The organism is Paenibacillus sp. JT22N12 (assembly GCF_056269365.1).
The window spans coordinates 166,308-190,153 of the sequence record NZ_JBWDNU010000012.1 but is presented as its reverse complement, the minus strand read 5'-3'; the positions used below and the strand labels follow the sequence as shown (position 1 = coordinate 190,153).

Genomic DNA, 23,846 nt, shown 5'->3' with positions numbered 1-23,846 from the left:
GGCGGCGCGGCTAATCCGCCCGCTATGCCGTAATCTGTTTCCCCTGCGAATGCAGGTACAGCTCCTCGTAATATCCTTTACGGCTGAGCAGCTGCTCGTGGGTGCCTTCCTCCACAACCTCGCCATCGCGCATAACCAGAATCCGGTCCGCATGCATGATGGTGGAGAGCCGATGCGCGATAACCAGCGTGGTGCGTCCCTCGGACACAGCCTCCAGAGCGGATTGGATCAGCTGCTCGGTTTGCGAATCCAGATTCGCCGTCGCTTCATCCAGAATCAGCACCTTCGGCTTGAACACAATGATGCGCGCGAACGAGATCAGCTGCCGCTCCCCTGCGGAAAGCCCGCTTCCCCGCTCCGACAGCCGCGTGTCGTAGCCTTCTTTTTTCTCGGAAATCAGCTGCTCCGCACCAACAAACTTGCAGGCCTCGATAACCTCTTCCCGGGAAATCGATTCGTCAAACATGCGCACATTGTCGACGATGCTTCCGGAATACAGATACGGCTCCTGCTGGACAAGTCCGACGATCCGGTGAAGCTTCTCCTGCGGAATGTCCCGGATATCCGTTCCGTCGATCAGCACACTGCCCTCTTGCGTGTCATAAAACCGGCAGAGCAGGCTGATCAGCGTACTTTTACCGGCACCCGTCGTTCCGACGATTCCGATCATTTCGCCTGGCGTGATATGAAGATCCAGGTCGCGGATAACAGGTGTGTCCTGCTTGTAGCCGAAGGTGATCCGGTTGAAATCGATGCGGCCTTTGACATCCGCCAGGCTTACGTCGGTTACTCTTTTGCTGTCTTTGACTTCAGGGGAAATGGAGAAAATCGTCCAGATCCGGTTGACGGCAACCGATGTGGATTGCAGCGTATTCCACTGCTGCGTTATCGCGTTGATCGGTTGAAAGAACTGGCGGATATACGTAATAAACGCATACAGCACGCCGAACTCGATTTTATGATCAAAAACAGCCATCCCGCCGAGCCACGTAACGAAGGCAATCGAGATATTGCCCAAAATATCGAAGGACCGGTTAAACAGCACATTGGTGCGGATTTCCCGCAAATTCGCTTTCAGGTACGACTCGTTGCGGCCGGTAAACTGTTTGCCCTGCTCCTTCTCCTGGTGAAATGCCTGGATGATGCCCATACCGGCCAGATTCTCCGCCACAAAAGCAACCAGCCTGGAGAGCTGTGTTCTGGACAGCTGGTATGTCTTGCGCATATAAGAGCGGAACGCTATGGCGATGAAAGCGATAATCGGCAGCAAAATCATGCAGTACAGCGTAAGCTCGACATCCAGTTGGTACATCAACACCAGTATGAAGATCAAGGTCAGGCCATCGCGGAAGACGCTCAGCACGACCTGAGTGAAGAATTGATTCAAGGTTTCTGTGTCGCTCGACACATGGGTGATCAGGCTCCCCGCCGGTGTACGGTCGAAGAACGGGATGGACAGCCTGGAAATATGCTCGAACAGCTCCTTGCGAATGCGGGCGACGATGCTTTGGCCTGCAAACTGCAGCAGATTATTCTGCAAATAAGTGAATACCAGGCCTCCGATCGACAGGGCAAAATAAATGCCGCCGATCATGACCAAGGTCCCGTAATCGGTTTTGCCGACCATCAAATGATCATCAATGGCAATCTTCATTAAATAAGGCTGAAACAGATCAGCCGCAATCGCCAGCAGCGTGCATATAAACATCAGGGAAAAAGCAAGGCGATGCGGTTTCACATAGGCATACAAGGCGCGGAAGCCCGTTTTTCCTATTTGCTCATTTTTAGCTTCATCCCGGGGAGATGCTTTCTGCCGCTCCTGTTTAACGGATATGGTCGACATGCCGGCTTCCCTCCTCCTGAATGGTATACAGCTCAGCGTACAGGCCCTGCTGCTTCAATAATTCCTGGTGCGTACCCCGCTGGACAATCCGTCCTTCGCTCAGCACGACGATTTCATCCGCATGCTTGATCGCACTGATCCGGTGCGCAATCAGGATGGTGGTTTTGCTTTTGCGTTCCTTGCGGATGGAATTTACAATACTCGTCTCCGTCACCGCATCCACCGCGCTTACGCTGTCGTCCAGTATGAGCAGCGGCGCATTTTTGATAATTCCCCTGGCCAGGCTCGTGCGCTGCCGCTGACCGCCGGACAGCGTGATGCCCCGTTCGCCCAGCTTGGTCTCGAATTTATCAGGAAACGCTGCGATGCTGTCATAGATCTGGGCTTGCTTGGCTGCCTTCTCGACATGCTCAAATCCGGATTCCCGGCGGAAGAACGCGATATTATCGCGAATGGTCGTACTGAACAGGAACCCGTCCTGCGGTACATAAGCAATCTGGCTGCGCAGGCTCTCAATCGTCAGTTCGTGAATATCCATGTCGTCAAAGAGAATCGTACCCTCCGGCGAATCGTAGACCCGCAGAAGCAGCTTCATCAGGGTCGTCTTGCCGCTCCCCGTCTTCCCGATAATGCCCAGCGTCTTGCCCGGCTCCACCTTAAGGTCGATATCATGCAGCGTTTCTTTGGATGCCCCCGGATAAGTGTAGGAGAGATGCCGGATAGCGACTCCCGTATGCCTCAAATCCGCTGACTTCGCATCGATCGCATCCTGGATTTCCGATTCTACGGAAAGCAGATCGTTGATGCGTGTCAAGGATGCCCTCGAGCGCTGCATCGTGTTGATCACGTTGCCGATTTGCTGCAGCGGGTTCACCATCATCCGGATGTACAGCGTCAATGCGACGAAGCTCCCCAATGAAATCGTGTTGTTAATCGTCAAGTACCCGCCGTACATGATCGTCACAATAAACGACAGCGCGCCCAGAAACGGAATAAGCGCCTGAAACAGCGAGGATACCCGTACAAGATGCAGCTGATTATCGCGGATATTGTCCACCGTTTGAGCGAAACGGGCGATCATAATCGGCTCCACCGCAAATTTCTTCGTCACACGGATCCCGCCGAACTGCTCCTCCGCCGACTCGGTCATTTTGCCCAGGGACTCCTGAACCTTGAGCGAGCGGCCCCGGATGACGGGACCGAAACGGGTTACAATCCAGGGAATAATGAGCAGGGGAAGCACACAGGCGAGAATCAGATAATACGGAATGTCACTGATCAGCATCATAAAAATGGCCGAAATAATGAGCATCGTCGCATTCGTTGTCTGATTGATCCCCATGGAGATCGATTCCCGAACGGCCGTCACATCGTTGATGACGTAGCTCAGCCATTTGCCGACTCCGTGCTTGGAATAATAGCTTTCGCTGAGCGTCATGAAATGAACGAACAAGCGGTTCCGGGTATAGAATTCAAAGCGGCGCCCAAGCCGCATAATCATATATTGTCCAATGCCCGCCAGCAGGCCAAAGCTTAACCCGACACCCAGCAGCAGCAAGCTGTAATCGATAATAGCAGTACGGGTAATATCTCCAAGCTTCAGCTGATCCGTGAAATTTCCGATGATTTTGGGATAAAACGACTGAATAATGTTTCCTGTCATGATAGAGGCGACGGCAATTGCATACAAACCCCAATTCGTCCGAATATAGTTAAACAGCAACCGTTGCGGCTTCAAAAGAAAATCACACCCCCGAAAAGACGTACATTCCTATTAACCATACTGAATGCCGAATAAAACGTTTAATGCTTGCGCTGTAGAGCGCTCTCTAGTCAAGCTGAAAAACCATTTGTCTTTTTGCATGCAGGCAGAAAATCCCCATCCTGAAAGCTTCCGGATGTATTCATCCGGTTGGCTTTCAGGAAAGGGGATGCTAGCTTTATTTATGAAATTCGTATCGCTTGAGCCACAGCTCGCACACGGAGGTCCATGAGGCGACGTGCTTATCTTCCTCGGCAAGTCCCAGACCATGCCGTCCATGCTCATACACATGCAGATCAAACGGTACACCGGCGCGGCTGAGAGCCGAAGCGAACATCAGCGAGTTTTCCACGGGAACACCGGCATCGTCGGAGGTATGCCACAGGAAGGTTGGCGGCGTATCCTCTGTCACTTGCTGTTCCATGCTCATCAATTGGACCAGATGCTCTTCCGGCTCGGAACCGAGCAAATTTTTCTTCGATCCTTCGTTGGAATACGGCGGCTGCATCGTGATAACCGGATAACACAATACGAGCAGATCCGGTCTGCTGGATTGCCGATCCACCGGATCATCCGCATCGGCTTCTCCCCGGTCGAACAGGGTTCCAGCCGTTGCCGTGAGATGTCCCCCGGCCGAGAAACCGAGTACGCCGATCTTGCCCTTATCAATTCCCCATTCGGAAGCACGATGCCTGACATAACGGACAGCCCGCTGTATATCCGTGAGTGCGCTTGGGTAACGGTAAGGCGCTACGCGGTAACGCAGAACGAAAGCCGAAATGCCAATGGAGTTAAGCCACAAAGCGATCGGTTCACCTTCATGATTGGCCCGCATGCCATATCCGCCGCCCGGAACCACAATGACTGCGCCGCTTCCCTTGCCTTCCACCAGATAGGTGGTAAGCGCCGGACGGTCTTCTTCCGTACTACCCTCGGCGCGTGGAGCGCCTCCGGGCCAAAGCTCGATTAATTCGTTCTCAGATCCAGCCACTTCACTTCCTCCAGTGTCAGAGAGATAGTCGTTGCCTCCAAACAGGATTTAAGCTCTGCTTCATTTCGCGGACCCACGATGGCGCCCGTCGCGAATGATTGATTCAGCACGTAGGCAAGCGCGATTTGAATCGTAGAGAAGCCTTTCTTCCTTCCAAGCTCTTCGGCACGGTAGTAACGTTTCCAGTTGTCATCATTATAAAATACGCGCACCAGGTCGGCATCAGAACGATCCTCCGGCGTAAATCGGCCCGTGAAGAAGCCTCTGGCTTGCGAAGACCAGGAGAACAGCGGCATTCCGCCGCGTTCATGCCAGGCCAGCATTTCTTCGTCAACGCTGATGCAATCCTTCCAATACGCTTCCTGCGCTTTGGCCAGACTGAGGTTCGGACTGCTGAATTCGAAGCCCCGCAGGCCGTGTTCAGCCGCATAACGGTTCGCTTCATCCAGTCTGGCCGTCGTCCAGTTGGACCCGCCGAACGCCAGAATCCGTCCCGCTTCCACATGCTCGTTCAACGCCTCAATAATATGCCCGACAGGAATGTTCGGATCATCGCGGTGAAGCGCATACAGGTCGACATAATCCGTGCGCAGACGCTCCAGGCTGATCATCAGCTCTTCATGAATCGCCGCTTTGTTCACCCGCGGGCCATCCTTGTTCGGATGCGCGCCCTTCGTCCAGATATTGATCTGGTCGCGGTTGCCGCGCTCCTCCACCCACATGCCTATAGCCTGCTCGCTCTTGCCTCCGGAGTAGCCATAAGCCGTGTCAATCGTGTTGCCGCCAATTGCAGTAAACGCATCAAGATTCGTGCTGACAAGTTCATAAACATCCGGTGCAAAATAATCCGATCCCATGATCAACTGGGTCACGCCTTGCTTAAGTCCGGGCAGGTCGATTTTTTTCATCTGGTAAACATCCTCCTCTATTATACATGATTTATTAAAATTTATTAAGATGAATTAATATTAAATTAGCACGCGCTCGCGCGAATAGGCCGATTTCAGGCAGGCATCCAGCACTTTCATATTGGCAACCGCATCATCCGGCTTGAACCGGGCCGTCTGCTCGCCCCATACGGTGCGGGCAAAATCGTCGATTTCCAGCGCGAACGCATTCAGCTCCTGCGGCTTCTCTTCGCGCACTCCGTCCTTCGTATGAACGATGAAGTGCTGATCCCCCACAAAGGCCCCCGGCACTTCAATCCAGCCGTCTGATCCCAGAATTTCAAGAGGATTCCGGAAAGCGGCCCACATGCCGCTGTTAAATGTCAGCGCTACACTGCCGGGGAACTCCAGGAGACCGGAAGCCATCATATCGACTTCATCGTGCTCGGGTGAAATCAAGGCATGCACAGTTGCGGCTTCCGGTTCCGCTCCCAGAATCAGACGTGCCACGCTGATGGGATAGCAGCCGATATCGTAAAGCGATCCGCCTCCCCATTCCCTGCGGTAGCGGACATTGCCCTTGTCCCCGGCATTATTGAAGGTAAATGCAGCATGAATGCCGCGGACGTCGCCTATTTCTCCGGAGTCGATAATTTCTTTGAGCCGTTCATAACGCGGATGATGGCGGTACATGAAGGCTTCGGCCAGATGCACGCCTGTCCGGCTTGCTGTGTCTGCCATTCTCTGCGCTTCTTCGGCATTCAACGCAATCGGTTTCTCGCAGAGTACATGCTTGCCTGCTTCCATCGCCCGAATGGACCATTCCATATGGAGATGATTCGGAAGCGGTATATAAATGGCGTCAATGCTGCCATCCGATAATAGATCCTCATAGCTGCCGTAGGCGGTCGGAATATTAAGCTGCGCTGCTGTTTCCCGGGATTTCTCCAGGTTGCGGCTGGCAATAGCCGCCGCTTCGCCGGTCTGCGATTGCTGGATCCCGGGAATGACCGAACGTTTCGCGATTCCGGCCGTTCCAAGAATACCCCATCTAAGTTTTTTTGTAGTCATGTATACGTTTACACCTGCCTTAATGGATTTGCCCCTAGTATAGACCAATTCCTCCGGCGTGGAAATATAAAACTACTTCTGAATATATAAGATTAGCGCTTTCATTCTCGTCACGAACAACCGGGAAAGGTCTTAAATCTACAGCATTATCAACGAAAAAAAGCCCGTTATCGTTCCTTGGAACGAACAGGGCTTCTGTATTTTCGGAGAAAGAGAGCGCTTACGCAAGCTTCGGAAATAATCCTCCCCGCAGCGGGTCTCCCGGCGCAAGCGATTGTCCGTCCGTGCAGACATGGCGGGCCCCGCTGTAGGTTGTTCCATCTTCCATATAGATAATGGCCAGAGCGCGGCGCGGCTGATCCGTTTGATTCGCATGGGCATAATGGAAGGTGAGGCCGTTATGAAAGGTGCAGCTGCCTGCTTTCATCCGGACGATGGCCGCCGTGTTGCGGTCCACTTCCGATGCGCCCGAGTCTTCAAAAATATCATGCGGCGAAACCAGGTCCACATGCTTGAGGTTTTTGATCTTTTGCGACTTCGGAACGAACATCATACAACCGTTATTTTCATCCACATCGTCAAGTGCAATCCAAATCGACAAGCCGGTCTGCTCATTCATGGGCCAGTATGGGGCATCCTGATGCCAGGGAGTCGGTTTGGAATCCTGAGGCATTTTGAACAGAGCATGGTCATGGAACAGCCGAATGCCGCTCGCGCCTGTAAGCTGCTTGGCAGCGTCGGCAAAACGCTCCGAGAGCACGAACCGGGCCATGCCGCCATGATCGCGCCAGGTGTTTACACGCTGATTCAAGACTTTGAAATAAGCCCCTTCCTTCTGAGCCGTCTGCACCGAATTTCCCGTCTTTTGGCCCATCGCCTCGTTCAGGTGCTCGCGCAGCTCATTCAGCTCTTTGCGGGACAGCATATTGTCAACCTGAACGAAACCATTGTCCCGGTAAAATTTGATTTGATCCTCCGTCAGCCTGATTTTCTTTTTTAACATGCGCTCGTCTCCCTTTGCTTCGAAAGTTATTTGTCTTACTCTTAATTTAAGCTATTATAGAACCATAATCTTGGAGGATGAGCGACAAAACCAGGTCGATCTGCCAAAAAGGGGACAAGAGGACATGACAACCTATACAGGCAGCAATTATTTCAAGGACAGCCGTTTTCCGTTCTATATCGACCGCGCCGTCATTCGCAGGAATGAGCCGATTCCTTCCCACACGCATGATTTCGTCGAACTGGTGTTTGTTGTTGAGGGGAGCGCCTTTCACGAAATGTCCGGTCATCAATACCGGCTGGCCACGGGTGATGTGTTCATTCTGGAGCCGAATGTATACCACAGCTATCTGGGATCGGCCGATGAGGATACCCTAGTCTATAATGTGCTGTTTGATACGGCTTTCCTGCAAAAGGAGCTGGAGGCGCTTCAGGAAATTCCCGCCTTTATCGATTTTTTCTATCTGATGCCCTTCCTGCGGAAAAGCCAGTCGTTCATCCCCTATCATCCGCTTCAGGCTGCGCAGAAGCTGCAGTTCCAGGGCCATCTGCAGACCATCTACGAGGAATATGAGCAGGAGCGCGACGGCTCCCAGCTCATTATCAAGACACGCTGGATCGAATGCCTGGTCTGGCTCAGCCGCTATCATCAAGAGAACCGGAGCACAGAGCGCCATACGCTCAGCGACCGGGAGCGGATTCTGTCGATCCGCAATTTTGTCGAGCTGAATTACCGTCAGCCCCTGACCCTAATCCAGCTGAGCCGGATTTGCGGGATGAGCGTCTCCTCATTCACCGCCAAATTCAAGGAAGCCACCGGACAGAGCCTCATGGACTACAAGCATGAGGTGCAGATCCGCCATGCCTCTGCGCTTCTGCTCGATACGGACATCAAGGTGCTGGATATCGCACTCGAAACCGGCTTCAACGATGTCAGCTTCTTCAATAAAATGTTCCGCAAGCATACAGGCGTCACGCCAAGAGAATACCGGCGTACGCATAAACAAAAATAACCCGGTCCATACCTGTTCTCATTCAGGTTGAATCGGGTTATTGCTATATAAGAAAAGCCGCCCTCGACTATTGACGAGGGCGGCTTTTCGAATGACAGCATTTATTGGCCGGAATCGGCACTCCACAATGCAACGCGGTCCTGCACGTATTTCGTATATCCTTTTTCCATTTTCTCAACGCCCGCTTTGATCAGATCCTGCTGGTACGCCTCCCAGACTTTATCGAAGTTCTCCGGCTTCGCCAGGATCGCCTCGGGAACGCGCTTCCAGGTGATGTCCTTCATCTTGTTGCCGAGAACGGCTACTTCATCTTCGCCCGGGATCTGGATATTCCAGGCTGCGCCGTACGCCTTCACCTTGAACTCGTCTTCTTTGGGGAATAGATCCTTCCAAATTGTAGCATCATACGCTTTGAGCGTTTCTTTCTCCACATCGCTGTAGCCGGTCGGGATCATCTCCGGATTGTTCTTGGTGTAGTAGTTGCCGGTTGAATCCTTCGCGCCGTCGCCATAGTGCACCATCATGTTCCAATAGAAGCCGATACCGGTTTCTTTTGTGAATGCCGTGTTGTCGTTATTGATGCGGTCCTGCACTTCCTGCGGCACGACGCGCTTGCCGTCCTCCATGACATAATGCTTGCCTTCAATTCCCCAGTTGTTGAGAATCTGGCCTTCATCGGATGCGAGGAAATCCAGGAACTTGATGATGCGCACCGGATCCTTCGCGGTACTTGAAATCGAGATCCCGTAGCCGCCCATGAAACCGGTTGGCCAGAAGGATGTTTCCTTGAAATCCTCGCTCAGGGTCACCGGATAATGACCGTATGTCTGGTCCAACTTGCCGGCTGACTTCAGAGCCTGCTGGCCGTCGTTGTAATCCCAGTCCTGGTCGATCAAGCCGAGTACGCGGCCGGAAGCGACCTTGGCTTTGTACTGGTCATACTTTTGCACAAAGCTTTCCGGGTCAAGCAGCCCTTCGGCGTTCATATGGTTCAGCCAGCGGAAATATTCCTTTTCTTCCGGACGGCGGAAGTGGTACTTGGCTTCAAATGTGTCCTGATCGACCCAGTATTCGCCGTCATCGGATCCGCCGGTTGTGGCAACGGCCGGGTTGGTAACGGAGATTTGTATATGCCAGTCATCCGCATTCAGCGAAACTCCGATGTTCTTGTTGCCATTCTCGTCCGTCGGATGCTTGGCCAGATAATCCTTGATGGCCTTCTCATAATCCTGTACGGTACGAATCTGCGGGTAACCCGCTTCCTTCACGACGCGATGCTGAAGCTCGAAGCCTCCACCGGCCACGAATCGCTGTTCATCAACGGCTGCCCAGGTCGGAATGGCGTAGATGGACTGATCCTCAGTCGTATATTTGGCCCGGCTGAGGTAAGGACCAAGCACTCTCTTGATATTGGGCGCATATTTGTTGATCAAGTCGGTCAGATCGATGACGCCGCCGGCATCGACGAGCTTGCCGATATCGCCTTTGGCCGAAATGATGTCCGGATATTGACCGCTTGCCGCCATGAGCGCAACCTTCTGGGCCGGATCGCCTACGGCAAATTCCGCATCGAGGGTAACGCCTGTTTTCTTCGTAATTTCCTTGGACACTTCATCCTGCATGTTGTTCCAGTTGGGATTCGGATCCTCGGCGAAAAAGCTGAATGTGACCGGGGACAAGTCTTCTGTTTCCGCACCGGCGTTCGTGCTCGTATTCGCCGTGCCGGTGTTGTTCGCAGCCTTGCTGTTCTCGCCATTATTGTTGCTGGAGCAGCCGGCCAGCAAGCCGACGGAGAGCGCGAATGTCATGAGCAGCGCCGCCGCTTTGGATCTTGTGTTCATCATGCGTAAAAACCCTCCCAATTTGTAGTAAAGAAATATCGTAATGAACAGATTATCTGTCTATACCGGTTTATCAGCTGCACTCAGCTCTTGACCGCGCCGAGCGTCATGCCTTTTACAAAGTACTTCTGCAGGAACGGATAGACGACCAGAATGGGAACGGTCACGACGATCGTAATGGCCATCTTCACCGATTCAGGCGAGATTTGGCGCATGACCTCGGTCATGTTGCGGCCACGGAAGGAATCGGCGTTGGTCGTCGTGCTCTGCAGCACCTTCATCAGTTCAAACTGCAGGGTGGTCAAGTGTTCCTTCGAGCCGTTGAACAGGTAGGTATCGAACCAGGAGTTCCATTGTCCCACCGCCAGAAACAGCGCAATCGTCGCCAGCGCCGGCTTGGTCAGCGGCAGGATGACACGCCAGAAGATCGTCCAGTCGTTCGCCCCGTCCAGCTTCGCCGACTCCTGCAGCGCATAAGGAATGCCATCGATGAAGGAACGGATGATGAAGACGTTGAATGCGCTCACAAGACCGGGAAGCACGTAGACGGCGAAGGTGCCGATCATATGCAGGTCGCGAATCAGAATGTAGAACGGAATCAGCCCGCCAGATATATACATCGTCATTGCGAGGAAAGCCGAAACGAATCTGCGTCCCTGAAAATCAATGCGGCTGATCGTAAAGGCCAGCATCGAAGCGCTGACAAGTCCCAGAATCGTCCCGATAACCGTTCGGAGAATAGAGATTTTCAGCCCGGTAATCAGCCCGCCAAAGGCAAAGATCGTCTCGTAGTTCTTCAGCGTAAACACCCGGGGATAAATGGTGAGTCCGCCGCGCACGCTGTCAGTGGAATCATTAAGCGAAATCGCCAGCACATTCAGGAACGGATACAGCGTAACAATCGTAACGACCGCCAGAATGAGATAGACAAGCAGGTCAAAGGTTCTGTCCGGCCAGGATGCCCCGGAGGACCATTTGCGCGAAGCCATGCGGCATCCTCCTCCTAGAAAATACTTTCTTTGGTTACTTTTTTGAATATGCCGTTTGCGACAAGCAGCAGGATGATGCTGATCAGAGAGTTGAAAATATTGATCGCTGTACCGAAGGAGAACCGTCCCATTCCAAGCCCGTAGTTCAGCGCGTAGAGGTCCAGCACCTGCGAATAGTCGCTGACAAGCGGATTGCCGAGCAGGAATTGCTTCTCGAAGCCGATGCTGACCAGGTGCCCGATGGAGATGATCAGCAGAATGATGATCGTAGAGCGGATGCCCGGAATTGTAATATTCCATATCTGCTGGATCCTGTTCGCACCGTCTACCTTCGCCGCTTCATACAGCTCAGGCCCAATGCCGGCAATGGCGGCCAGATAAATGATCGTGTTCCAGCCCATCTCTTTCCAGACATCCGAGCCGGTTACGATATACCAGAACAAATTGCCCTTCGCCATATACTGGATCGGCTGATCGATGATGTGAAGGCTCATAAGCAGTCCGTTGACGGCGCCGTCGGTTGCCAGCATCTTCGTTACGATACCTGCGACGACGACCCAGGACACGAAATGCGGAAGGTACGAAACCGTTTGCACAAAACGCTTGACGGCCATCGTTTTCACTTCGTTCAGCACAATCGCGAAGATGATCGGTACCGTGAACCCGGCGACCAGTCCCATCGTACTCATGGCAAGCGTATTGCGGAGCACCTGGTAAAATTGGGGGTCGTGAAATAGCTCCTTGAAGTACTGGAGCCCCACCCACTCCTGATCGAAGAAGTTTCGCCCCGGCTTGAATTTCTGGAATGCCATCGTCCAGCCCCACAGGGGCAGATAGCTGAACACGAATACCCATGCGATAAAAGGAAGCGACATAAGGTACAGATACCGCTGCTGGAAAAAAACGCTCCAGAATCGTTTTCTGCCATGCTTCGCAGGGGCTTTCATTTCGGTTGTAACCGCTGCCATGTATTTCCCTCCTTGCTGTATGTCCTAATGATAATGGAAATGCGATGCCCGCAATACCCGACCAATTCAAGCGAAAATCATATAAAAATCAGCGCTTTGAACGTCCGTCAAGAAGAAACGGCTGAGGCCGTCCTTTTGGCGGCACAGTAAGTTTCTTCCCACCGAAATAGAAGCAAAGTATGGAGAAATTTTATACGTTCTTTTATTTTAAAAATGACTGGCTGCGCATGTGGAAACGTCTTTCGATACTCGCAAGTGCTACAAGCATGTCTATCGCTTGTCACTTGTCGGGATCGCTGTTGTACCTCTGAATTTTTTATTTTGGAACCCTTTATCTGATAAATTCGGGGTACAAAGACGAACGCTTACGCTTCTACAGACTATTTCCACCTGCTCCGCCTACTTCTTGCGGTAAGCGGAAGGCGAAGAACCTTCGTACTTGCGGAATTTGCTGTGAAAATAATCGACGTTCGTATAGCCGACCTTCTCTGCCACCTGATAGACCTTCAAGCCGCTGTCCAGGAACTCTTTGGCCTTCTCGATCCTGACTTTGTCGAGGTAGGTATTAAAGTATTCGCCGGTCACATTTTTGAACAGCTTGCCCAGGTAAGCACTGTTATAATTGAACACCTCAGCCAGCGTTTCGAGCTTCAGATTCTCATGAAAATTCCGCTGGATCAGGTCGATCATTTTCCTCATCTGCTTGTCAATCCCTCCGCCTGGCTGCTCGTTAATGAGCGTTTGCAGATAGCCGGTTACATGCCGCACAAGCGAGCTGCAGGTCATCTGCCGGTAGATATCGAGAATACCTGCGGAATGGTCCTGACTCACGGACGGATTGGCGGAATGATTCCGTGCGAGTTTGGCGAGCGTCTCCGTAATGATTTGGACAAAGCCGGATTTGATCTTGGGCTCCGGGCATCCGGCGGCAAGCATTCGGTCTGCTGCTTCCGAAACCAGCTGGGCTACGGACATACGGTTGCCGACATCGATCGCGAAATAGATTTTATCGGCGACAGCGGAATAGTCAGGCATCGGCTCGTTATCGGAACCGCCTGATGCCGGGAGGCTGGCTGGGATATCTCCGGGAGCCGCAATCAGATCCTCAGCGTAATAAAAACGCTGGTTCATGAGCCGCATAACCTCCCCGCAGGAGGCGCCAATGTCCGTCAGACTCCTTACGCAGCCGCCAGCAGCGGTAAATTCCATATTCTGCCGCGCCGCGACTGCAGTGATTTCAGTGTGAATATGATGACGTGTATGCTCATTATGCAGATCACCATTCAGCAGCAGACCCACATACGGCTCCATGGAAAAAACGACGCCTCTGCCCGATTGTTCGTACAATTCGCATAACCGGCTTTTCAGAAGCGCGGAAGCTCCTGGTTCAGTCTCCTGCTCCATTGCTTGAAACTTGATCAATATAATCTCATAGCAATCCCACAGCAATCCCGCAGCCAGAATCTCCTCCTCGCTATAAGCGTTAACCGGCGAGCCTCCCGGCGCAAGCAGGGATTGCACGATTAATTCTCTGGACAAGCCGCTTAACGCGGCCGTCTTCTGTTTGTCCTGTTTCTCCCGTTCGAGCGTCATCCGGAGCACCTCCAAATACTCGATCAGCTCATCCTCATCGACGGGCTTTAACATGTAACCATCAATCTGCAGGGAGATGGCTTTCTTGGCATAATCGAAGTCGGCGTATCCGCTTAGAATAAGGACATGAAGAGTGGAGCCGTTCTTCCGGAGCGCCTCCACCAGCTCCAGACCGCTCATCCCTGGCATCCGGATATCCGCAATAATCAGATCAGGCGAATGATGGGCAGCCTTCTGGAGCGCCTCTTGGCCGTTTGCAGCGGTATCCACGACCTCATAACCGTACAGCTCCCATTCAATAAGCGTCCTCAGCCCTTCACGAATCGTAGGCTCATCGTCAGCTATCAGCACTTTGTACATGTTTACCGCCTCCTGTCGGAATTGTAAAACTTATCTTCGTCCCGCTATCCGGGCTGCTTGTGATCACAAGTCCATGCTCCCTCCCGTAAGAGAGCTGAAGTCTCATATGCACATTCCGCAGACCGATCCGGTTATTGGCTTCGTCCTCCTGCTCCTCAAGGGAGCGCAGCACAAAATCAAGCCTCTCCTTATCCATTCCCTCCCCGTTATCCGACACTTCGATACGCATCCATTTATCCATCAGCTCAGCCTTGATCCGCACGTATCCGCCCTCCTGCTTGTTCTCCAGTCCATGGATGACAGCGTTCTCAACAAGCGGCTGGATAATGAGCGGGAGAATATGCAGCTGCTCTGTCAGGGGATCGATCACAAGCTCATAGCCCAGCCGGCTCTCGTAGCGGAATTTCTGAATATCCAGATAGCAGCGGACGACCTCGATTTCGCTTCGCAAAGTCACTTCTTTGCTTCCCGCCTCCAGATTCTTCCTCATCATTCTCCCGAGCAGCCTGACGACCTTGGCTATCTCCTTCTCGCCCTTGATATGGGCTTTCATCCGGATCGACTCCAGGGCGTTGAAGAGAAAATGCGGATTAATCTGGCTCGCCAGCATTTTGAATTTGATTTCATTCTGCCTGGTAACAAGTTGGGTCTTCTGCAGATTGGATTCCTGAACCTCGGCGAGCAGGACGTTGATACTCCCGACCATCGCATTGAACTGCCTGGACAGCTGGCCGATCTCATCCTTGCCGTCGATCGCAAGCGTCACATCGAGATTTCCCGTAGCCACCTTCGTAATATGCTTGCTTAAACGCAGCATGCGCTTGGAGAGAAGATTGGAGAAGCCATAGATCAGGACAATAGCAACAATCAGGCTGATGAAAATAACAATGGTCGCCAGAATGATAATCTGGTTGGCATCCTTCACGATGGTTTTGACCGAAAATACCGACAAAATCCGGATACCATTCAAGCTGGAAAGGGGAATAAGGGTCTCAATCCGGATTTTGGACGATTGTTCATTGACCACTGCATTATAAGTGCCGCTTTGCTTGTTCACGATACTCGGGTCAAAATCGATCTCCGACAGACCCTTGCCTACCCGGCCCGGCCGATTGGACGAAATAATATTGTTGTTCTCATCAACAATCATGGTCTCGAAGGTTTCCTGGTTCAGAATCGCATCGAGCATCCGGGAGTTGACGTTGATGACCAGCACGGCGCTGCTCATCTCGTCGCGGAAATCAATCTTGCGGACCAGGCTCAAATATTTCTTGCCGTCCCGTTCATCCTCGATATAATTCCAGCCAATCAGGCCGCTGCTGCTCATGGCGGATTGATACCAGCCGGAATTAATAATGGACTCGCTGGGTTGAATGAACTCCCAATTATCCAGCAGCGTAGGATTGTCCAGATAGATGCGGATGTTGGAAATTTCCTTGTAAAGGCTGATATATTCCTTGATATCGGGATAATCCTTATAGGCCTTGACCACATCATAGACCGTCTCATATTCCGTAGCAGCCAGACGGGCCAACCGGCTGTCATTGGAAAGACGGTAAGAAATATCATAAGCGGCGTTAATCACCTCCGAGGTCCGCTTCTTGACCCGGTCCACATTCACAGCTGTTTGCTCCAGCGCATTATCCAGCGCCTGATGCCGCAGCTCATTGGTCAGGAACAACCCGACAATCATGACGGGGATGAATACCACAACAATGAAGGAGAGGATCAGCTTGGTTCTCAGCTTTAAATCGTTAATTCCGCGGATGATGATCCGAAACACTGGGCCTGGCTCCTTTCTTCTTCGGATGCTGCACGGACTGTTTCCGCCTGCTCTGGCCAGTTTATAACCGGCCTTCTTGTGGAAGCGCTTTAGCAATAAACGCTTTCTTCATTTTAAACGAGTGGAGTTTGATAAAAACCATTAAAAATTTTCCATTTTTTCAGTTCATAATTAGACATTTCCCTTGCCCGCGCAAAGAACCCCCTCACCTCACAGACAGCTTCCATGTGAGATAAGGGGGTATCTACCGTTTACAGCTGGCGCCACTGGCTTATTGAATCGTAAGTTTGAAGCTCACTTTCGGCGATCCGGCAGGAATGGATACGGTGTTTCCGTCGATCGAAATTCCCGAATGCCCCTCAGCCGAAACGATGACTGCTCCCCCTTGCAGGGAGAAGCGGAACGGTTTGCCGCTGCCTTCGGCATCGACCTGTATGGTTGTTCCCTGACGGCCTGCGCTTACGCCAAGCTCCGGCTGGCCTTTGATGCTGCGGACCACGGTGCTTGCCGTATGCCCATCCTCCAGATTATACAAGGAAAGCTCGACCCCGTCCGCAAAATCATAGTCCGGACGCCGGTCATTGGCCCCAAGCGCAACGATGGAATTCTGGCGCACAAACAGCGGCAGGCTGAAGAAATTGTAGTTTTCCTTCCGCCATGAGCCGCCTTGTACGGTCTCTCCGGTAAGCAGATGGGTCCAGGTGCCTTGCGGCAGATAATAGGAAACATTGCCTTGTTCATGGAACACCGGCGCGACCAGAATGGAATCGCCGAGCATATATTGGCGGTCCAGCGTTTCCGTTGCCGGATCCTCCGGAAATTCAAGCACCATCGCCCGCATGGAGGGGAGGCCCAGCTCCGCCGCTTGTCCGGCCGTGTTGAACAGATAAGGCATCAGGCGGCATTTCAGCTTCGTGAAGAAACGCGTCACATCGACTGCCTCTTCATCATAGGCCCAAGGTACCCGGTACGATTTGCTGCCATGCAAGCGGCTGTGGCTTGACAATAAGCCGAAGGCCAGCCAGCGCTTGAAGATATGATGCGGTGCCGTATTCTCGAAGCCGCCGATATCATGGCTCCAGAAACCGAAGCCCGACATTCCAAGCGACAGGCCGCCGCGCAGACTCTCTGCCATGGATTCATAATCCGCATAACAGTCCCCGCCCCAGTGAACAGGGAATTTCTGTCCGCCAACCGTTGCCGAGCGGGCGAATACCGCCGCTTCCTGTTTGCCGAGCTTATTCTCCAGCACTTCGAAGACCACTTTATTGTACAGGTAGGTATAGTAATTATGCATCTTAACGGGATCCGAGCCGTCATGGTACACGACGTCTGTCGGGATTCTTTCGCCGAAGTCGGTCTTGAAGCTGTCCACGCCCATATCGACCAGTTCTTCCAGATAACCGGCATACCATTTGCAGGCTGCAGGGTTTGTAAAGTCGACAAGAGCCATGCCCGGCTGCCACATATCCCACTGCCACACGTCGCCATTTGCTTTTTTCACCAGGTAGCCGTTCTGCCTGCCTTCTTCAAAGAGCCGGGAACGCTGGGCGATATAGGGATTGATCCATACGCATATTTTAAGCCCTTTCTCTCTCAGCCGCTTCAGCATCCCCACCGGATCGGGGAATACCCGCTCATCCCATTTGAAATCCGTCCAGTGGAATTCGCGCATCCAGAAGCAATCGAAGTGGAAGACATGAAGCGGCAGATCGCGCTCGGCCATTCCCTCGACAAAGCTGTTCACCGTCGCCTCGTCATAGTTCGTCGTGAAGGAGGTCGTCAGCCACAGGCCGAACGTCCAGGCCGGAGGAAGCGCCGGTTTCCCGGTCAAATCGGTATATTTGCCAAGAACGTCCTTGATCGTAGGCCCGTCAATTACGAAATACTCCAGCGACTCGCCGGTCACGCTGAACTGTACCTTCTTGACCTTCTCGGATGCGACCTCGAAAGAGACCAGCTCCGGATGATTGACGAACACTCCATAGCCTTTGCTCGACACATAGAAGGGAATGTTCTTATAGGATTGCTCCGAGCTGGTACCGCCGTCCTTGTTCCAGATGTCGACGATTTGACCGTTTTTCACAAACGGCGTGAAGCGCTCGCCAAGTCCGTATACATATTCCCCTACGCCCAAATCCAGCTCCTCGCGCATGAACGCCTGCTTGGCCGGATCCGTAATATAGGCCATCGACTTCTGCCTGGTCCCTGTAATGCGCTGCGAGCCTCTATAGAAATCCACACCCCATTCGGGGCCCTTGCTGATCCGCACCGTAAGTCCGCCGCTCTTCAGCAGCACGGCCTCGTCGTTCTCCTCGATCGTCACATGCGCGCCGGTCTGCTCCGACAGCTCGAATACCGGACCGCGGGCTGCAACTCCCTCATGATGAATCAGCTTGACTCCGACTACCCCCGGAAGCGGGGAATGGAAACGCACCGTCAGCAGCATCGTATCGAGCATGCTGGAACGGTTCACGATCGGCCGAGGGGACACATAAGCGGTCAGTCTGTTATCCTCCTGGTCGATTGCATGCGCTTGCACAGCGCCAAGCACCTGATACCCCTCGCGAATCATCCAATTGCCGTCTGTAAATTTCACCTTAAGTCTCATTCCTTTCAAGGGTCATTGAATTTACACTTTAAAATCCTGCATAGTCGCATTATACTGATATTAAATAGACAAAACTAATAGAATCACGACTTTTTATAACACAATTACGACATTATCATGCGCATATAGACTCAAAACTAATCCAAAGATCCCATTTTCCGTCAAGGAGCTGTTGCTATGGATCAAATCATACGGCCTCTGCTTAAGGAGAACCGGCTGCACGGCGATACGATGCTGCCTCTGGGTGTATATGAGAACCAGTACATGCCCGGCGGGAAAGGCTTTGACTGCCATTGGCATGAGGAAACCGAGTTTCTCCTTGTGCTGGAGGGCAAGGTGCTGTTCCAGGTGGACACCGAGTATTTTACGGTAAAGGCCGGCGAGGCCGTGTTTATCGATGGCGGAGACATTCATGCCGCATTGGACGTACTGGGCGATACGCCATGCCGGATGACCGCCATTGTTTTTGACGCCGGGTGGCTGGAAAGCGGCAGCTTCGATGCCGTTCAGAAGGATTATATTTCCCCGCTGCTTGAACGCAAAAAAACCTTCCCCCGCCGGATTCTTCCTGCATCCGGTTGGGAGAAAGGTCTGCTTGTCCATCTCCATACGATTATCGAAGCTTATCACAAAAGACAGCCCGGATTTGAAATCCGGATCAAGGCGCTGCTGATGCTGATGCTCGGCGAGCTGTCCGGGGAGGAAGGCCGGGCATGCGACCGCAGCGAAGCCCTCCATTCCGATGCCACCCGTGTCGACCGTCTGAAGACTGTTATCGTCTACATGCATAATCATTACCATCGTTCGATCCGCCTGCGCGAGTTGGCTGACCAGATCCCGATGAGCGAAGGTCAGTTCAACCGCTTCTTCAAGTCCATGACTCGCTCGACACCGATTGAGTATTTGAATGCCTACCGGATCAGGAAGGCCGGGGAATACTTGTCCGCTTCCGATAAGAAGATCTCCGCCATTGCGATGGATGTCGGCTTTGACAATCTCAGCTACTTCATCAAGGTCTTTCGTCAAACCATGAGGTGTACGCCCTCAGAATTCCGCAAAAAGCACGGTTTACGACCGGAGCAGTCCGGATAAAGGATTCGCCAGCCGCTTGACTTCCTCGTTCAGCCCCATCATCCGCTGGTCCAGACTGGCAATCATATGAGCGGTATCCTTCAGCTGTTCTCGGATCGACTCCGGCATATCCTCATGGAATTGATAATAAATTTTATGCTCCAGACTGGCCCAAAAATCCATGGCCACCGTACGGAGCTGGATTTCCACATTCACATGCTCGATGCGGTCGGACAAAAATACCGGGATCTGGATAATAACATGCAGACTCTGATAGCCGTTGGGCTTGGGGTTCTGGATATAATCCTTGACCTCCAGAACCTGAACGTCGCTTTGCCTGCTGATCATTTCATACACATGGTAGACATCGGCCGAGAAGGAACAGGTCACTCTGACCCCGGCGATATCCCGGATATGGGCAATCGCATTCGCTGTCGTCACTTCCAGACCCTTGCGGAGCAGCTTCTCGGAGATGCTCTCTGGCGTTTTGATCCGGGTTTTCAAATGCTCGATCGGGTTATAATGCTGCACAAATTGCAGTTCCTCATTCAATATCGTCAGCTTGGTTTCCACTTCGTCCAAGGCGAATTTATAATTCATGAGCAGCCTTGCCCATTCCATTACCATTTTCTTCTCCATCATGATGATCAAGCTCCTGTCTGCTTCCTGTTTCTTTTTTATAATATAGGCGACAGCAATCGTGTGCAGGATTCCTTAAACCGTTGAAACAACGGCCTTTTCTTGTACTCCTCGTAGGTCAGTTCCCTGCTGTCGAGCATATCTGCTTCGAAAATCTCCTTCAACCGGGTTGCCGTGCCCGTGTCATAGATAACGGCGTTGACTTCAAAATTGAGCTTGAAGCTGCGGATATCCACATTCGCCGTGCCGACCGAGGCTATATTGCCGTCCACGACAATCGTCTTGGCATGCATAAATCCCTTCTCATAAAGATAACATTTCATCCCCTGCTCCATCAAATCGCCAAGGTAAGAGAAGGAGGCCAGATAGACCATTTTGTGATCCGGCTTGCTGGGAATCATCATTCGGACGTCAATGCCTGACAGAACCGCCATTTTGAGTGCGTCCAGCAGGCTTTCATCGGGAATGAAATACGGCGTTTGGATATAAATGCTTTTCCTCGCGGAATTGATCATCTTGATATACGCGTTCTTGATCTGCTCCAACGTCTGATTGGGGCCGCTCGATACAATCTGGATGCCGACGGTTCCGCATGCCTCCGCCTCTTTAAACATACCGGGCTCGGATCCGGTGACGATATAGGGGGAAGCCAGATTCCAGTCCAGCAAAAATTGCGACTGCATCTGCTGAACGGAATTGCCTATCAACCGCAGATGAGTATCCCGCCAGAAGCCGAAGCGCTGGTCAATACCCAAATATTCGTCGCCAATATTGAATCCCCCGATGTACCCGATGACGCCGTCAATGATTACAAGCTTCCGGTGATTGCGGTAATTCACCCGGAAGTTCAAATAGGGGATCTTGGACGGGAAAAACGCCGAGACCTGGCCCCCCGCCTGCTTCAGCCCGTCGAAGAAATGCCGTGGGAGATGGTAGCTTCCGATATCGTCATACAAGAAACGGACCTGAACGCCCTCTTTGGCTTTGCGGGTGAGGGCTTCCGCCATGCGCCTGGCAAGAGCGTCGTTCTGTACGATGTAATACATCATATGGATGCTCTCGCGGGCTTGTTCGATTTCTTTGAACAGGCACTCGAATTTATCGGTTCCGTTCGTGAAGATATCCACGCTGTTGTTCTGCGAATACAGCGCATAGCCGCTGGACAGATTCATGAAGATCATACCCCGGTAATCCGCCATGGCGGGATCGGTGAATGTGATATGATTTTCCCGGAAATCCTTGCGCTGGTTCTCAATCAGAGCCGCCATCATGATACGGCTGCGCCTGTTGATATTGTAAAGCTTCTGCTTGCTGAGGTTCTGACCGAACAATAAATAGACGGCGAATCCGACCACCGGCAAGAACAGCAGGACCATCAGCCACGCCCAGGTCACCCCGATATTGCGGCGCTCCAGGAATATGACCGTAATGGCAAGAGGTATATTAAGCATGGTAATTATTGTATATAAATGTGTATATATGAACATCCGCGTCTACTCCACCTCTGCCGTCGCTAATCTTTTTTAGTTTACAATAAAAGCAGCCTTATTCCAATGTTGGCTCTTCCTGACGCATCGCGCCAAGCCGGAAGAAGTGGCTGAAGCCGTCTTTAGGGTAAAGTTGGTTTCCTCCCTTATTAGCTGTGAACCCTGTGAATGCTCTAAAGGCGAACAAAATAAGGGAGCAGCAGATCGAATCCGCCGCTCCCTTATTTAAACAAGAAGTTTCAGGTTTGAAGCAAGAGTAAGCAAGAAGAAGCGGCTTCGCCGTCTTTGGGCGGCAAAGTTAGTTTCTTCCTCAAAAATATCAGAAAAGCAGAAGCCGCATTTTATCCTTTCTGACTGATATTTAAAAAAAGAATTATCCCGCGTTCTTCGCACTGCGGTAGGCTTCGATGTATTGGCCTGCGCGGCTTGCGATCAGATCATAATTACCGCTTTTCACCGCTTCGCTTGTGAGATCCGAGCCGATTCCGACGGCCACCGCGCCTGCTTTGATCCAGTCGCCCAGATTGTCAAGCGATACGCCGCCAGTCGGCATGATATTCGCTTGCGGCACCGGACCTTTGATCGCCTTGATCATGGCCGGCGAATAGAGGTTGCCTGGGAACAGCTTGACGATATCCACGCCCAGCTCCAGTGCCTCCTGGATCTCCTTGATGGTCATGCAGCCGGGCATAACCGGTACACGGTACCGGTTGCATAAGGTAACCGTAGCCGGATTCAGCGATGGCCCTACCACAAATTCGGCGCCGCTCAGAATGGCAGCCCTTGCGGTTTCCGGGTCAAGCGCCGTGCCCACCCCGATAATCGCGAATTTCGACGGGTCCTTCGTATCGCTGGAATACGACATTGCCAGCTTCTCAATCGCCCGCAGCGCGAACGGAACTGTCATCGTGATTTCAATGACCTTGATGCCGCCGGCAATGCATTGATTCGCCATTTCGATGACTTCGTCAGGGGATTCGCCTCTGAGTACGGCGACGACACCTTCTTGCGCTACCTGCTGCAAAAGCTTGATTTTTTTCATCATCACTCATCCGATCTGTATGTATTTGGAATCTGTCAGCCTATGAATCCATCTCTGTTTCTTATCCTAGCGGAAGAAGGACATTTTGGCAATTCACTTACGTCCCACGGCATCGGCCGGTTCCTGGAGACTGAAGCAGCTTATTAACTATAAGCATCCATATGTTTGTGCATAAAAAAAGCGTTGATGGATTTACATCCTGTCTACGCTTTTTTTATCAAATTTTTAATCTCCAATGGTTGGTCGAAATATTCTTACCGATCACTATAAATGTAAATTAATGACGCTATCCTTATAACAGGTTGATCCAATCACGCTTACTATAAAGAATTCTTACGATGGTCACAGTCCCCGCTTCTTCCGAAGCCACGTAGAAGATCATATAGTTATCCACTAATAACTTCCGTATACCTTGAGCTGCTAATTTCTCATCACCAATCAAAGCATTACGCAGAGGCATTTGCTCCAGTTCATCGATAGCCCCGCTTATTTTTTCCAATAAATGTCGAGCAGCTGCAGGTTCTCTGAGTTCTATTGCAATATAATCAATACACCTTTTCAAATCATCTTCAGCTGGCTCGGTGATTACAATATTATAGACAATCACTCCGGAAGCCCTTTCTTAATGTCATGTAAAGCGTCTCGAAATGATCTTGTTTTATTTTCTTTCATTGCATCCAGTCCCTCATCAAGAAGCTTATAAAGCTCAAATTTGCCCACGAGCTTCTCAAAAGTCTCTATGCTCATAACAGCTAAATCGCCTTGGCCATTTTTAGTGATATAGACAGGTTCGGAATATTTATGACAGAAATCAGAAATCTCATTGTACTTATTTCTCAGATCTGAACTTGGTCTGATGGTTGGCATAAAAGATCACTCCTGAACGGTTTGAT

General features: G+C 51.8%; 19 protein-coding genes. 2 read left to right on the top strand and 17 right to left on the bottom strand.

The genetic code is table 11. The features are described 5' to 3' along the window. Window positions 1-22 precede the first annotated feature (22 nt). The 6 genes from AC0YOA_RS30675 to AC0YOA_RS30650 all read right to left on the bottom strand — a co-directional run bounded on the left by AC0YOA_RS30675 (window position 23) and on the right by AC0YOA_RS30650 (window position 7,557). Window positions 23-1,843 carry an ABC transporter ATP-binding protein gene (locus AC0YOA_RS30675; protein ID WP_475769306.1) on the bottom strand — a complete coding sequence of 607 codons (1,821 nt, stop codon included), beginning with the start codon at window positions 1,841-1,843 and terminating at the stop codon, window positions 23-25. Beyond that, on the bottom strand, window positions 1,824-3,581 hold the full coding sequence (locus AC0YOA_RS30670) for an ABC transporter ATP-binding protein (protein WP_475769305.1): 1,758 nt from the start codon (window positions 3,579-3,581) through the stop codon (window positions 1,824-1,826). The genes AC0YOA_RS30675 and AC0YOA_RS30670 overlap by 20 nt, the downstream gene beginning before the upstream one ends. Window positions 3,582-3,783: 202 nt before the next feature. Beyond that, window positions 3,784-4,596 (bottom strand): alpha/beta hydrolase, encoded by an 813-nt coding sequence (locus tag AC0YOA_RS30665; RefSeq protein ID WP_475789854.1) that lies wholly within the window; start codon window positions 4,594-4,596, stop codon window positions 3,784-3,786. Continuing rightward, the gene (locus tag AC0YOA_RS30660) at window positions 4,572-5,504 is read right to left on the bottom strand and encodes an aldo/keto reductase (protein WP_475769303.1); all 933 of its coding nucleotides are present in this window, start codon (window positions 5,502-5,504) and stop codon (window positions 4,572-4,574) included. The genes AC0YOA_RS30665 and AC0YOA_RS30660 overlap by 25 nt, the downstream gene beginning before the upstream one ends. Window positions 5,505-5,564: 60 nt before the next feature. After that, on the bottom strand, window positions 5,565-6,554 hold the full coding sequence (locus tag AC0YOA_RS30655; RefSeq protein WP_475789853.1) for a Gfo/Idh/MocA family protein: 990 nt from the start codon (window positions 6,552-6,554) through the stop codon (window positions 5,565-5,567). Between the two features lie 220 nt (window positions 6,555-6,774). Next, window positions 6,775-7,557, bottom strand: a complete 783-nt coding sequence (locus AC0YOA_RS30650; RefSeq protein ID WP_210037366.1) for a phytanoyl-CoA dioxygenase family protein — start codon at window positions 7,555-7,557, stop codon at window positions 6,775-6,777. Window positions 7,558-7,681: 124 nt separating this feature from the next. Between AC0YOA_RS30650 and AC0YOA_RS30645 the strand changes: the two genes are divergently transcribed. Continuing rightward, window positions 7,682-8,569, top strand: a complete 888-nt coding sequence (locus AC0YOA_RS30645; protein ID WP_475789852.1) for a helix-turn-helix domain-containing protein — start codon at window positions 7,682-7,684, stop codon at window positions 8,567-8,569. A 101-nt stretch (window positions 8,570-8,670) separates the two neighbouring features. Here the strand turns inward: AC0YOA_RS30645 and AC0YOA_RS30640 are convergent, their stop codons facing one another. From AC0YOA_RS30640 to yicI, 6 genes are all read right to left on the bottom strand, one after another. After that, window positions 8,671-10,410 (bottom strand): ABC transporter substrate-binding protein, encoded by a 1,740-nt coding sequence (locus tag AC0YOA_RS30640; RefSeq protein ID WP_210037638.1) that lies wholly within the window; start codon window positions 10,408-10,410, stop codon window positions 8,671-8,673. Window positions 10,411-10,493: 83 nt separating this feature from the next. Then, on the bottom strand, window positions 10,494-11,399 hold the full coding sequence (locus tag AC0YOA_RS30635) for a carbohydrate ABC transporter permease (RefSeq protein WP_210037364.1): 906 nt from the start codon (window positions 11,397-11,399) through the stop codon (window positions 10,494-10,496). A gap of 14 nt (window positions 11,400-11,413) precedes the next feature. Further along, window positions 11,414-12,367, bottom strand: a complete 954-nt coding sequence (locus AC0YOA_RS30630; RefSeq protein WP_475789851.1) for an ABC transporter permease — start codon at window positions 12,365-12,367, stop codon at window positions 11,414-11,416. Window positions 12,368-12,766: 399 nt separating this feature from the next. Next, the gene (locus tag AC0YOA_RS30625; protein WP_475789850.1) at window positions 12,767-14,320 is read right to left on the bottom strand and encodes a response regulator transcription factor; all 1,554 of its coding nucleotides are present in this window, start codon (window positions 14,318-14,320) and stop codon (window positions 12,767-12,769) included. Continuing rightward, on the bottom strand, window positions 14,298-16,103 hold the full coding sequence (locus AC0YOA_RS30620; RefSeq protein ID WP_475789849.1) for a sensor histidine kinase: 1,806 nt from the start codon (window positions 16,101-16,103) through the stop codon (window positions 14,298-14,300). Before AC0YOA_RS30620 ends, AC0YOA_RS30625 begins: the two co-directional genes overlap by 23 nt. A 271-nt stretch (window positions 16,104-16,374) precedes the next feature. Beyond that, window positions 16,375-18,702, bottom strand: coding sequence for an alpha-xylosidase (yicI, locus tag AC0YOA_RS30615; RefSeq protein WP_475789848.1), 2,328 nt, complete (start codon window positions 18,700-18,702; stop codon window positions 16,375-16,377). 189 nt (window positions 18,703-18,891) lie between these two features. Between yicI and AC0YOA_RS30610 the strand changes: the two genes are divergently transcribed. After that, window positions 18,892-19,806 carry an AraC family transcriptional regulator gene (locus AC0YOA_RS30610; protein ID WP_475789847.1) on the top strand — a complete coding sequence of 305 codons (915 nt, stop codon included), beginning with the start codon at window positions 18,892-18,894 and terminating at the stop codon, window positions 19,804-19,806. On the opposite strand, the gene AC0YOA_RS30605 is transcribed toward AC0YOA_RS30610, so the two are convergent. The 5 genes from AC0YOA_RS30605 to AC0YOA_RS30585 all read right to left on the bottom strand — a co-directional run bounded on the left by AC0YOA_RS30605 (window position 19,783) and on the right by AC0YOA_RS30585 (window position 23,820). Further along, complete coding sequence (locus tag AC0YOA_RS30605; RefSeq protein WP_379112840.1) at window positions 19,783-20,427, bottom strand: GTP pyrophosphokinase; 645 nt, start codon at window positions 20,425-20,427, stop codon at window positions 19,783-19,785. The two genes, AC0YOA_RS30610 and AC0YOA_RS30605, sit on opposite strands and share 24 nt — an antisense overlap. Window positions 20,428-20,462: 35 nt before the next feature. Beyond that, window positions 20,463-21,911 carry a cardiolipin synthase gene (cls, locus tag AC0YOA_RS30600; RefSeq protein WP_475769297.1) on the bottom strand — a complete coding sequence of 483 codons (1,449 nt, stop codon included), beginning with the start codon at window positions 21,909-21,911 and terminating at the stop codon, window positions 20,463-20,465. 373 nt (window positions 21,912-22,284) lie between these two features. After that, window positions 22,285-22,953 carry a bifunctional 2-keto-4-hydroxyglutarate aldolase/2-keto-3-deoxy-6-phosphogluconate aldolase gene (locus tag AC0YOA_RS30595; protein WP_475769371.1) on the bottom strand — a complete coding sequence of 223 codons (669 nt, stop codon included), beginning with the start codon at window positions 22,951-22,953 and terminating at the stop codon, window positions 22,285-22,287. Between the two features lie 292 nt (window positions 22,954-23,245). Then, window positions 23,246-23,560, bottom strand: coding sequence for a type II toxin-antitoxin system RelE/ParE family toxin (locus tag AC0YOA_RS30590; protein ID WP_475789846.1), 315 nt, complete (start codon window positions 23,558-23,560; stop codon window positions 23,246-23,248). Next, complete coding sequence (locus tag AC0YOA_RS30585) at window positions 23,557-23,820, bottom strand: type II toxin-antitoxin system Phd/YefM family antitoxin (RefSeq protein ID WP_475769294.1); 264 nt, start codon at window positions 23,818-23,820, stop codon at window positions 23,557-23,559. Before AC0YOA_RS30585 ends, AC0YOA_RS30590 begins: the two co-directional genes overlap by 4 nt. Window positions 23,821-23,846: the final 26 nt, after the last annotated feature.

What these genes read in the sequence shown, in the direction of transcription:
- AC0YOA_RS30675 (WP_475769306.1), bottom strand. Translation starts at nt 1,843, where the DNA reads ATGTCGACCATATCCGTTAAACAGGAGCGGCAGAAAGCATCTCCCCGG.
- AC0YOA_RS30660 (WP_475769303.1), bottom strand. Translation starts at nt 5,504, where the DNA reads ATGAAAAAAATCGACCTGCCCGGACTTAAGCAAGGCGTGACCCAGTTG.
- AC0YOA_RS30655 (WP_475789853.1), bottom strand. Translation starts at nt 6,554, where the DNA reads ATGACTACAAAAAAACTTAGATGGGGTATTCTTGGAACGGCCGGAATC.
- AC0YOA_RS30650 (WP_210037366.1), bottom strand. Translation starts at nt 7,557, where the DNA reads ATGTTAAAAAAGAAAATCAGGCTGACGGAGGATCAAATCAAATTTTAC.
- AC0YOA_RS30645 (WP_475789852.1), top strand. Translation starts at nt 7,682, where the DNA reads ATGACAACCTATACAGGCAGCAATTATTTCAAGGACAGCCGTTTTCCG.
- AC0YOA_RS30640 (WP_210037638.1), bottom strand. Translation starts at nt 10,410, where the DNA reads ATGAACACAAGATCCAAAGCGGCGGCGCTGCTCATGACATTCGCGCTC.
- AC0YOA_RS30635 (WP_210037364.1), bottom strand. Translation starts at nt 11,399, where the DNA reads ATGGCTTCGCGCAAATGGTCCTCCGGGGCATCCTGGCCGGACAGAACC.
- AC0YOA_RS30630 (WP_475789851.1), bottom strand. Translation starts at nt 12,367, where the DNA reads ATGGCAGCGGTTACAACCGAAATGAAAGCCCCTGCGAAGCATGGCAGA.
- AC0YOA_RS30625 (WP_475789850.1), bottom strand. Translation starts at nt 14,320, where the DNA reads ATGTACAAAGTGCTGATAGCTGACGATGAGCCTACGATTCGTGAAGGG.
- AC0YOA_RS30610 (WP_475789847.1), top strand. Translation starts at nt 18,892, where the DNA reads ATGGATCAAATCATACGGCCTCTGCTTAAGGAGAACCGGCTGCACGGC.
- AC0YOA_RS30605 (WP_379112840.1), bottom strand. Translation starts at nt 20,427, where the DNA reads ATGATGGAGAAGAAAATGGTAATGGAATGGGCAAGGCTGCTCATGAAT.
- cls (WP_475769297.1), bottom strand. Translation starts at nt 21,911, where the DNA reads ATGTTCATATATACACATTTATATACAATAATTACCATGCTTAATATA.
- AC0YOA_RS30595 (WP_475769371.1), bottom strand. Translation starts at nt 22,953, where the DNA reads ATGAAAAAAATCAAGCTTTTGCAGCAGGTAGCGCAAGAAGGTGTCGTC.
- AC0YOA_RS30585 (WP_475769294.1), bottom strand. Translation starts at nt 23,820, where the DNA reads ATGCCAACCATCAGACCAAGTTCAGATCTGAGAAATAAGTACAATGAG.